Source organism: Roseicyclus sediminis (genome assembly GCF_025515305.1).
Taxonomy (GTDB): domain Bacteria; phylum Pseudomonadota; class Alphaproteobacteria; order Rhodobacterales; family Rhodobacteraceae; genus Roseibacterium; species Roseibacterium sediminis.
Map to the genome: position 1 here is coordinate 141,542 of NZ_JAOPHT010000008.1, position 10,185 is coordinate 151,726.

The following is a 10,185-nucleotide window of genomic DNA, read 5'->3' on the forward strand; positions in this document are numbered from 1 at the left end:
ATGAAGCCGGGAGGGGCGCGGGATCAGGCCGTCTCTTCCGATGCCCCGTCGATCTCGGCGAAGGCGCGGCGGCCGGCCTCGGGGATCGGGTGGCGTCCCGGCCCGTCGCGGTTCAGCAGCACGACGATCGCCTCGCCGGTCGCGGTGCAGGCCGCGCCCGAAGGGTCCGGCAGCCAGACGGCGAAGTCCATCGTGAACGAGGTGCGGCGGAAAGCGCGGGTGCGGCCGGTGACGACGTAGTCCATGCCGTTCAGCATCTCCGAGCGATAGTCCACGAGGGCGCGCTTGATGACGAGGCGGGGGCTGTCGGGCCCGTAATCCGTGACCCCGCGCGCCTCGAGATAGGGCAGGCGGAAGCTTTCGAACCAGGTGAGATAGGCGGTGTTGTTGACGTGCCCCAGGGCATCGATCTCGCCGAAGCGCACGCGGTCGGCGATGCCGAAGCCCCAGGGCGCGGGAATGCCGAGGGCGCGCAGCGCGGTCGCGTCGAGCGGTGTCAGGTAGGTGACCATGCGCCTGTCTCGCCCGTGCGTCTTCCGCGTGCAAGGCCCTGCGCATTTGGTCGCCATGGTGTCGCGGATTGACATGCCCGGGTGCGCCGCACCGCCAAAGGTGGCCCCCGGACCCAGATGGAGGTTTCCATGCGCACCCATGCCTCAGCCGTCGTGATCGGGGGCGGCGTCGTCGGCTGCTCGATCCTGTATCACCTGGCCAAGCTCGGCTGGACGGACGCGGTCCTGCTGGAGCGGGACGAGCTGACGTCGGGCTCCACCTGGCATGCGGCGGCGAACATCCACGGGCTGCACGATGTCACCAACATTTCCCGCCTGCAGCACTACACGATGCAGCTCTACAAGGAGCTCGAGGCCGAGACCGGCCAGTCGTGCGGCGTGTTCCAGCCGGGATCCCTCTACCTCGCGCAGACCGAGGACCGGGAGCATCAGTTGCGCCTTCAGGAGGCGAAGGCCCGGCGCTACGGCATGAACTTCCACGAGGTGAGCCGCGAGGAGGCCGAACGGCTGCATCCGCTGGTGAACTTCGACGGCATCCGCTGCATCATGTACGAACCCGATGGCGGCAACGTGGACCCTTCGGGCGTCACGAATGCCTATGCCGTTGGCGCGCGCCAGCGGGGGGCGGAGATCCACCGCTTCACGCCGGTGATCGCGACGGAGGCGCAGGGCGACGGCACCTGGATCGTACGCACCGGGAAGGGCGACATCCGCACGCCCTGGGTGGTGAATGCCGCCGGCCTCTGGGGGCGCGAGGTGGCGGCGATGGCGGGGATCGAACTGCCGCTGATCCCGACCGAGCACCAGTATTTCGTGACCGAGACGATCCCCGAGATCGCCGCGATGGACCGTCGCCTGCCGTCCGTCGCCGACCGGGACGGCGAGTACTACCTGCGCCAGGAGGGCAAGGGCCTGCTGGTCGGCGCCTATGAGCGCGACATGCGCTTCTGGGCCGAGGAGGGGACGCCGCAGGGCTTCGGCCACGAGCTTTTCGCCGACGATCTGGAGCGCATCGAGGAGAACATGTTGCGCGCCATCGACCGGGTGCCGGTGGTGGGCGAGGCGGGGATCAAGCGGGTCATCAACGGGCCGATGATCTGGTCCCCGGACGCGAGCGCGCTCTTCGGGCCGGTGCCGGAACTAACGGGCTATTTCGCGTGCTGCGGGATCATCCCCGGCTTCTCCCAGAACGGCGGGCTGGGCAAGCTTGCCGCCGAGTGGATGGTCGAGGGCGAGCCCTCGCTCGACATGTTCGGCTGGGACCTCGCGCGGTTCGGGCATTGGGCGGGCAAGGCGTTCACCAGGGCGCGGGTCGCCGACCAGTACGCGCACCGCTTCAAGATCCATTTTCCGGGCGAGGAACGGGAGGCCGGGCGCCCGGTGCGCACGCGGCCGGTTTACGCCATGCAGACGGAGATGGGCGCGCGCTTTGGCCTGAATTTCGGCTGGGAGCATCCCCTGTTCTTCGACGAAACCGTGCCCGACAGCGCGGGCTTCGCGCGGCAGCCTTGGTGGGACGTCGTCGGCCGCGAGGCGCGGATGCTGCGGGAGAAGGCGGGCATCATCGACATCTCGAACTTCGCCAGGTACCGGGTCGCGGGGCCGGGGGCGGAGGACTGGCTGAATGGCCTCTTCGCCAACCGGATGCCGAAGGCCGTGGGGCGCTCCTGCCTGACGCCGCTCATCGGCAAGCGCGGCGGCGTGGCGGGGGACTTCACCGTCACGCGGCTTGGGCCGGAGGAATTCTGGGTGCTGGGCGGCGGGGCGGCCGAACGGTTCCACCTGCGCTTCTTCCGGGCGTCGCCCCTGCCGGAAAAAACCACCTTCGAGAGCCTCACGGAGGCCACCTGCGGCTTCAACGTCGCGGGGCCTCTCTCGCGCAAACTCCTGCAAAGGCTGACGAATGCGGACCTCTCGAACGAGGCGTTCCCGTTCTTCCGATCGGCCCGGATCCCGGTGGCTGGCGTCGACGTGGTGGCGATCCGGGTAAGCTTCACCGGCGATCTCGGCTGGGAGCTGCACTGCGCCGAGGCCGACCAGAAGGCGCTCTACGAGGCGCTTCTCGACGCGGGCAGGACGCTGGGCGCGGGGCCGGTGGGCAGCCGGGCGCTGATGTCGCTCAGGCTCGAGAAGGGCTACGGTTCCTGGGGACGGGACTATTCCCCCGAATACTGGCCGCAGGAAAGCGGGCTCGACGGGCTGATCAAGGCCGACAAGGACTTCCTCAACAAGGGTGCCTGGGAGGCGATCCGCGACCGTGCCCCGCGCGAAGAGATGGCGCTGATCGAGATCGACGCGACCGTGGCGGATGCCAGCGGGTCCGAGCCGATCTTCCTGCCCGACGGCACGCCGGTGGGGCAGGTCTCGTCGGGGGGCTACGGCTACTCGGTCGGCAAGTCGCTTGCGCTTTGCTACCTCAAGGTGGGCCGCGTCGCGCCGGGCGACACGGTGCACGTGGCGATCCTCGGGCGCCCGCACGCCGCCCGCCGGCTGGCCGAGCCGCCCTTCGACCCGAAGGGCCTTCGGCTGAGGGACGTGGTCCCGGCAGAGGAACCTGCGGAGTGAGCGGACGCACGCTCAAGCAGGCCGGAGGGGGGCGCACGCGCGCTCAAACAGCCCGAATGGCGGTCGCAAACGCGCTCAACCAGGCCGAAACGCGGTCGCACACGCGCTCAAGTAGCCCGAAGGGCGATAGCGCACAAAAAAAGAAAGCTTTCTGGAGCGGGTAGCGGGAATCGAACCCGCGCGTTCAGCTTGGGAAGCTGACAGGCTACCATTACATCATACCCGCCGCGTGGCGCACCGGATAGCGCAGCGCCGCCGTCGCCGTCAATCGGTTTCCGGGGCCTGTGCCGGGCCTGATCAGCCCCGCCTGCGCCGCCGCCGCCCGCCATCCTCGCCGCCGCCCGATGCGCCGAAGCGGACATTCGGCAGGGGCGCGATCTTCGCCAGTTCCGGGAACGGGTCGACCGCGTGGGGCAGGGCATTGGCGTTCACGAAATGCTCCTGGAAACGGGGCTCGACCGCCGTCTCGATCTTCTCGATCCTGCGCACGGTGCGCTCGATCTGTTCCCGCTCGCCCCGGTTGCAGAGCGCCATGCGTGCGCCATGGCCCGCGGCGTTCCCCGCACTCGTGACCTTTTCCAGCGGCGCGTCCGGGATCATGCCCAGGACCATCGCGTGCTTTGGGCTGATATGCGCGCCGAAGGCGCCGGCCAGAACGACGCGGTCGACCTTGTCCACGCCACGCTTGTCCATCAGCAGGCGCGCGCCCGCGTAAAGGGCGGATTTCGCCAGCTGGATCGCACGGATGTCGCCCTGGGTCACCAGGATGCGCGGGCCGCCCGCCTCCGTCCCGTCATGGAGGAGGTAGGCGTGCGTGCGGCCCTGTGGCTCGCTCCGCGCGGTGCCCGTGGCCTCCGCCCCGCCGATGAGACCGGAGGCGTCCACGAGGCCCGCCATGCGCATCTCGGCCACCGCCTCGATGATGCCGGAGCCGCAGATGCCGGTGACGCCGCTGTCCTTCGTGGCCTCGGCAAAGCCCGGATCGGTCGACCACAGGTCGCAGCCGATGACCTTGAAGCGCGGCTCCTTGGTTTCGGGATCAATCTCCACCCGCTCGATCGCGCCGGGGGCGGCGCGCTGGCCCGAGCTGATCTGCGCGCCCTCGAAGGCGGGGCCGGTGGGCGAGGAACAGGCGAGGACGCCGTGCGTGTCGCCGAGCAGGATCTCGGCATTCGTCCCGACATCGACCACGAGGACGAGGTCCTCCGACTTGTCGGGCGCCTCGGACAGCGCGACGGCGGCGGCATCTGCGCCGACATGGCCCGCGATGCAGGGCAGGAGGTAGACGCGCGCAGTCGGCGCGATGCCGGTGAGGTCGAGGTCGCGCGCGGCCAGCGTCACGCTGTCGGCAGTGGCAAGCGCGAAGGGCGCCTGGCCAAGCTCGACCGGGTCGATCCCGAGCAGCAGGTGGTGCATCACCGGGTTGCAGACGATGACGAGTTCGAAGATCAGCGCGGCGTCGATCTCCGCCTCGGCCGCCAGTTCGGTGGCGAGCGTGGCCATGGCCTCGCGCACGACACGCGTCATCTCGGCATCGCCGCCGGGGTTCATCATCGCATAGCTGACCCGGCTCATCAGGTCCTCGCCGAAGCGGATCTGCGGGTTCATGATCCCGGCGGAGGCCAGCACGCGCCCGTCCGAAAGGTCGCACAGATGCGCCGCGATGGTGGTGGACCCGAGGTCGATGGCCAACCCGTAGAGCCCGCCTTCATGCAGGCCCGGCCATACGCCGAGGATCTGGAATTCCTCCGAGTTTGCAGGCTGATGGAGCGCGACGCTCACCTGCCAGTTCCCCTTGCGGAGCGCGGGCTGAAGCTTCTGCAGGATGGCGAGCGGCGCGGTCACGCCCTCGATCTGCCACTGTTCCTTCAGGGCAACCTTCAGGCGTTCGAGATCGCCCGAGGGTTCGTGCATGTCGGGTTCTTCGACCTCGACCATCACGACCCGCGTGGCGGGATCCATGGTGATCGGGCGCGCCGAGGCGGCCTTGCGCACGACCTGCCGGTGGACCTGGCTTTCGGGGGGCACGTCGATGACGATGTCGCCCTGCACGGTGGCCTGGCAGCCGAGGCGCCGGCCCTCCTTCAGGCCCCGCACGCGGTCATAGCGTTCCTCGACCGCGTTCCAGTCCGAGAGCGCGCCCTCCGCGACCGTCACGCCGTGCTTCGGAAAATCGCCGTAGGATGGGGCGACCTGGCATTTCGAGCAGATGCCACGGCCGCCGCAAACGCTGTCGAGGTCGACGCCGAGCTGGCGCGCGGCCGTCAGGACAGGGGTGCCGACGGGAAACCGCCCGCGCTTGCCGGAGGGCGTGAAGATGACGAGGGGATCTGTGCTCATGCGCTCGTACGTGTTGCGGTCGTGTCAAACGGCAAGATGCCGCCCGAAGGACGGCATCCCGTGAAGGTCGAAACGGGTCACCCCGCGCGGCGGCGGCGTCGCCCGCCCGCCCGCCCGCCCTGGGGCGCTGCGTCGGGGTCCTGGTTGAACCGGATCCAGGCGCCGCCGCCCTCGTCGTGGTTCATCAGGAAGTTGGCGGCGCGGATGGCCTCCATCTCCTTGCCGGCCCGCGGTTTCGTAGACCCCATGCCGAAGAGCTTCACGAAGGTTTCGTCGTCCATGTCGGGCGGCAGGAAGATGCCCGCGGCCTCAACCTCGGCCTTCTTCGCGGCGATGGCCTTGGGGCCCACGGGCAGGGCCACGGGGTTCATGATCGCGCTGGTCATCCCGGCCTCGAAGGCCATGGGCAGGAAGGCGTTGTTGATCCCGTGGCGGTTGGGCAGCCCGAAGGAGATGTTCGAGGCGCCGCAGGTGGTGTTGACGCCCAGCTCCTCGCGCAGGCGCCGCACCAGCGTGAAGACCTGCTGGCCCGCCGTCGCCATGGCGCCGATCGGCATGACCAGCGGATCGACCACGATGTCATGGGCCGGGATGCCGAAATCCGCCGCGCGTTCCACGATCTTCTTGGCCACGGCGAAGCGCACGTCGGGATCCTCGGAAATCCCCGTGTCGTCGTTCGAGATGGCGACCACGGGGACGTTGTATTTCTTCACCAGCGGCAGGACGACCTCCAGCCGCTCCTCCTCGCCGGTGACGGAGTTGACGAGCGGCCGGCCTTCCGCCGCCTCGAGACCCGCCTGCAAGGCGCCCGGCACGGACGAGTCGATGCACAGCGGGCAATCCGTTACCGCCTGCACGACCCGGATCAGTTCCGGCATCAGCATCGGCTCGACGAAGTTGTTGTCGGCGTAGCGCGGGTCCTCGCCCATCTTGTTGGAGAAGACCGCGCCCGAGTTCACGTCGAGAACCGTCGCGCCGGCCTCGACCTGTGCGATGGCGTCGGATTCCACGCGGGAAAAGTCGCCGCGCTCGAGCTCTTCGTTCAGGATCTTGCGTCCTGTGGGGTTGATCCGCTCGCCGATCACGCAGAACGGCTGGTCGAAGCCGATGATCGTGGTCCGGGACTTCGATTCGATGACGGTCCGGGTCATGGGGCAGGGGCTCTTTCTGTTCTGTCGCGGTTCAGGCGGCGCTTGCGGGACGGGCCGCCTCGCCGCCATGGGCGATGGCCCATTCGGCATTGGCCTTGATGCCGCCGAGCGGGAAGAAGTGGATGCGTTCGATGTTCGTGGCGCGGCCCGCATCCTTCTCGGCGGCAAGCTCGGACAGGAAATCGGTCGGCTCGAACGGCATCAGAAGCTTGGTGACGTCCTTGGCGCGTTTCTGCAGCACGCCCAGGGAGTTGCCGACGCCGCAGGCGATGGCGAACTTGATGAGCGTCTGGAGCTTGGCCGGACCCGCAACGCCGAGATGAACGGGCATCTCGATCCCGGCCGCCGCCAGTCGCTCGGCCCAGGCCACGACCGGCTTGACCGAGAAGGCGAACTGCGTGGCGATGGCGAAACGGGCGTCGGTGCGGTTGGCGAAGTCCTGCTTCCACTTCAGCGCGGCCATCACCTCGGCCTCGCCGCCGTCGGGATCGATGTCGCGGTTGCCCTCGGGGTGACCGGCGACATGGAGATCGGTGAAGCCCGCGTCGTCGAAGAAGCCCGATTCCAGAAGCTGCATTGCCGAATGGTACTCACCGCGCGGCGTGGCGATGCCGCCGCCGAGGATAAGGCCCTGGCGCACGCCCGCCTCCGCCTGGTACCGGCGGATCCAGTCCGCGAGCGTCGCGGGGCCGGGGATGGAACGCGCCGGGAAATGCGGCATCGGCTCGAAACCCTCGTCGCGCAGGCGGCGCGCGGTGGCGACCATGTCGGCGATCTCGGTCCCGTCGATATGGGCGATGTAGACACGCGTGCCTGCCGGAAGGAGCGCGCGGAAATCCTCCACCTTCTCGGCGGTGCGCGGCATCACCTCGATGGAATACCCCTCGAGAAGTGCGGGAATCGCACCGCTGGCGGGCAGGAGAGCGGCGGCAGGCCGGGCAGGCTTGCGGAAGGACAGAAGGGCCATGAGGGTCTCCCGGATGGTGGCCAAGTCAGGCGCGGCGCGCCGAGGGGGCGAACCCCTCGGCCTCGATGAGCAGTTTCAGGGTCGTGTCGTCGTACTCGGCCTCGAGCCGCGCGGCCTCGGCCGCCGCGATCTCGGAGGGCTCGCCCTCCGTCTCGCCGATCTCGACGCGACGCCATTCGCGCAGATAGGCGTCCTCGTCGCGCGCGCCGATCTTCATCGCCACGCGGTCGATGGCCTGCTCGAAGCGCTCGGTCAAAGGCGCCTTCGCACCTCGGCGCCCCTTGCCCACGATCACCTGGGCGGGGATGTCTCGCCAGTAGACATGGGTCACGATGGGCACGGCTCGACATCTCCCGGTTGCTTGGCCTGGCGATGCACGGGGCACCGCGAATTCGCCGCACCATAGGCACAGCGCGCGCGCGCGCCGGTCCGATTTTCGACCTCACGCGAAGCAGGAGCGACACGCGCCGCTTTTTGATACGCGCGCGGCACGCGCGACGCGAGGGCGGGGCAGACCCAAAATTCTCATGAAGAAGTTGAGGGGGCTTCACCGCGGCGCGACGTGGCTGTTGTGATGTCGCCGCCGAGAGCCTAGATTGAGGGCAACCGCGAATGAAGGAGGCGCATCATGTCGGAGGATACCTCCGGCCGCGCCGGTCCGTTCCCCAGGCCTGTCGCGCCGACCCTTCCCGGCAGCGCGCCGCCCGCCGAACGCCACCCGGCTGCCGCCGACAGGCCCGATCCGGCCGATCTCTATGCCGCGCTGGATCTCGGCACGAATTCCTGCCGCATGCTGATCGCCCAGCCCAAGGGCAACCAGCTGCATGTGGTCGATTCGTTCTCGAAATCGGTGCAGCTCGGCCAGGGACTGGAGGTCTCGGGCCGGCTCGGCCGGGCGTCGATGGCGCGTGCGGTCGGCGCCCTCAAGATCTGCCGCAAGAAGCTCGACAAGCACCGGGTCGAGCGTATGCGCCTCGTCGCGACCGAGGCCTGCCGCCGCGCCACCAACGCCGCCGAGTTCATCGCGCTTGTGAAACGCGACACCGGCCTCGAGCTCGAGATCATCCAGCCCGAGGAGGAGGCGCGCCTCGCGGTCGTGTCCTGTGCGCCGCTTGTTTCCACGCGGACCGAGCAGCTTCTGGTCGTCGACATCGGCGGCGGCTCGACCGAGCTTGTCTGGATCGACCTCAGCCGCGTGCCGCGTCCCGACCGCCCGCGCGCGATCATGCGGCTGCACCAGGGGTTCGACCATGAGGACACGATCTTCCCCCGCGCCAAGGTCGTCGACTGGATCTCGATCCCGCTGGGCGTGGCGACGTTGAAGGACATGTATCGAGACGTGGCCGACGACGGCGCGCGGTTCGCGCTGATGAGCTGGTATTTCGAGGAACAGCTGGCCGAGTTCTCGCCTTACGTCGACGCGGCCGACCAGGCTCGCGAGGGCTTCCAGATCATCGGCACGAGCGGGACGGTGACGACGGTCGCGGCCTCGCATCTCGGGTTGCGCCGCTATGACCGCAACAAGGTGGACGGTCTGAGGATGACCTCCGACCAGATCGACTCGGTCATTTCGCAGTACCTTGCGCTCGGCCCCGAGGGCCGCCGCCGCGACCCGCGCATAGGGCGCGACCGCCAGACGCTGATCATGTCGGGCTCGGCGATCCTGCAGGCGCTTCTCAGGGCCTGGCCCACCGACCGGCTGAGCGTCGCGGACCGGGGCCTGCGCGAGGGGCTTCTCTATGCGCAGATGAGCCGGGACGGGGTGCTTGAGGAATAGCCGTTTCGTCCGCTGACGCGGCCGACCCGCGACGCCGCGCCTCCGGCCGTCTGCGACGGCCCTCGTTGCGGCGGGGCTTCGCCCTGCGTATTTGGAGAAAGATGAAGGGCAGGGTCGGATCATGACGGCAAACAGCGGGCGCGGACAGCGCGAGTTGCGGCAGAAGGTGAAAACGGCGCGGGGGCGAAAGCTCTCCTCGACGCGCTGGCTCGAGCGGCAGCTGAACGACCCTTACGTGCAGCGCGCAAAGCGCGAGGGATATCGCGGGCGGGCGGCCTACAAGATCCTCGAGCTCGACGATCGGTTCCGCTTTCTCGTGCCGGGCGCGCGCGTCGTGGACCTGGGCTGTGCGCCAGGCGGCTGGTGCCAGGTCGCGGTTCCGAGGATCAACGCGCTCGGTGAGAAATCCGGCAAGGCGCAGGGGCGCATCATCGGCGTTGATCTGAAGGAAGTCGAGCCCATCGCCGGCGCCGAACTCCATGTTCTCGACTTCCTCGACGAAGGCGCGGACGAGAAGATCAAGGTTTGGCTGGGTGGCCGTGCCGACGTCGTCATGAGCGACATGGCCGCCTCCGCCTCCGGCCACAAGCAGACGGACCACCTGAGGATCGTGGCGCTTTGCGAGGCGGCGGCCGAACTTGCCTTCGACGTGCTCGAGCCCGGCGGAACCTTCGTCGCCAAGGTGCTTGCCGGCGGCGCGGAGGCAGGTCTCCAGACGCAGCTCAAGCAGCGCTTCGAGAAGGTGGTGAACGTGAAGCCCCCCGCCAGCCGGGCCGACAGTTCCGAAAAGTTCGTCGTTGCCACCGGTTTTCGTGGCTGACGCCGTCGGCCGCTTCATCTTTCCCGAAATACGCACGGCCGCAGGCCGGGCGC

At 68.8% G+C, this 10,185-nt stretch carries 8 protein-coding genes and 1 tRNA gene; 3 read left to right on the top strand and 6 right to left on the bottom strand.

The window, feature by feature from the left end; translation table 11 throughout:
* Positions 1 to 23 precede the first annotated feature (23 nt).
* Positions 24 to 512, bottom strand: a complete 489-nt coding sequence (locus N8I71_RS12290) for an acyl-CoA thioesterase (protein WP_262878281.1) — start codon at positions 510 to 512, stop codon at positions 24 to 26.
* A gap of 129 nt (positions 513 to 641) precedes the next feature.
* On the opposite strand from N8I71_RS12290, the gene N8I71_RS12295 reads away from it, so the two are divergent.
* A complete protein-coding gene (locus N8I71_RS12295) occupies positions 642 to 3,077 on the top strand; it encodes a GcvT family protein (protein WP_262878282.1) in 2,436 nt (811 codons plus the stop codon).
* Positions 3,078 to 3,229: 152 nt separating this feature from the next.
* On the opposite strand, the gene N8I71_RS12300 is transcribed toward N8I71_RS12295, so the two are convergent.
* The 5 genes from N8I71_RS12300 to N8I71_RS12320 form a co-directional block, all read right to left on the bottom strand.
* A tRNA-Gly gene (locus tag N8I71_RS12300) sits at positions 3,230 to 3,303 on the bottom strand.
* A gap of 71 nt (positions 3,304 to 3,374) precedes the next feature.
* Positions 3,375 to 5,417, bottom strand: a complete 2,043-nt coding sequence (locus tag N8I71_RS12305) for an ASKHA domain-containing protein (protein ID WP_262878283.1) — start codon at positions 5,415 to 5,417, stop codon at positions 3,375 to 3,377.
* Positions 5,418 to 5,494: 77 nt separating this feature from the next.
* Positions 5,495 to 6,568, bottom strand: coding sequence for a methyltetrahydrofolate cobalamin methyltransferase (locus N8I71_RS12310; protein WP_262878284.1), 1,074 nt, complete (start codon positions 6,566 to 6,568; stop codon positions 5,495 to 5,497).
* 31 nt (positions 6,569 to 6,599) lie between these two features.
* On the bottom strand, positions 6,600 to 7,535 hold the full coding sequence (locus N8I71_RS12315) for a methylenetetrahydrofolate reductase (protein WP_262878285.1): 936 nt from the start codon (positions 7,533 to 7,535) through the stop codon (positions 6,600 to 6,602).
* A 25-nt stretch (positions 7,536 to 7,560) separates the two neighbouring features.
* The gene (locus N8I71_RS12320; RefSeq protein WP_262878286.1) at positions 7,561 to 7,875 is read right to left on the bottom strand and encodes a virulence factor; all 315 of its coding nucleotides are present in this window, start codon (positions 7,873 to 7,875) and stop codon (positions 7,561 to 7,563) included.
* A 288-nt stretch (positions 7,876 to 8,163) separates the two neighbouring features.
* Between N8I71_RS12320 and N8I71_RS12325 the strand changes: the two genes are divergently transcribed.
* Entirely contained in the window at positions 8,164 to 9,312 is a 1,149-nt protein-coding gene (locus tag N8I71_RS12325; protein ID WP_262878287.1) for a Ppx/GppA phosphatase family protein, read from the top strand.
* 121 nt (positions 9,313 to 9,433) lie between these two features.
* Positions 9,434 to 10,132 carry an RlmE family RNA methyltransferase gene (locus N8I71_RS12330; RefSeq protein WP_262878288.1) on the top strand — a complete coding sequence of 233 codons (699 nt, stop codon included), beginning with the start codon at positions 9,434 to 9,436 and terminating at the stop codon, positions 10,130 to 10,132.
* Positions 10,133 to 10,185 lie beyond the last annotated feature (53 nt).

Excerpts from the sequence above, each read along its gene's own strand:
- N8I71_RS12290 (WP_262878281.1), bottom strand. The coding sequence starts at position 512 with ATGGTCACCTACCTGACACCGCTCGACGCGACCGCGCTGCGCGCCCTC.
- N8I71_RS12295 (WP_262878282.1), top strand. The coding sequence starts at position 642 with ATGCGCACCCATGCCTCAGCCGTCGTGATCGGGGGCGGCGTCGTCGGC.
- N8I71_RS12305 (WP_262878283.1), bottom strand. The coding sequence starts at position 5,417 with ATGAGCACAGATCCCCTCGTCATCTTCACGCCCTCCGGCAAGCGCGGG.
- N8I71_RS12310 (WP_262878284.1), bottom strand. The coding sequence starts at position 6,568 with ATGACCCGGACCGTCATCGAATCGAAGTCCCGGACCACGATCATCGGC.
- N8I71_RS12315 (WP_262878285.1), bottom strand. The coding sequence starts at position 7,535 with ATGGCCCTTCTGTCCTTCCGCAAGCCTGCCCGGCCTGCCGCCGCTCTC.
- N8I71_RS12325 (WP_262878287.1), top strand. The coding sequence starts at position 8,164 with ATGTCGGAGGATACCTCCGGCCGCGCCGGTCCGTTCCCCAGGCCTGTC.
- N8I71_RS12330 (WP_262878288.1), top strand. The coding sequence starts at position 9,434 with ATGACGGCAAACAGCGGGCGCGGACAGCGCGAGTTGCGGCAGAAGGTG.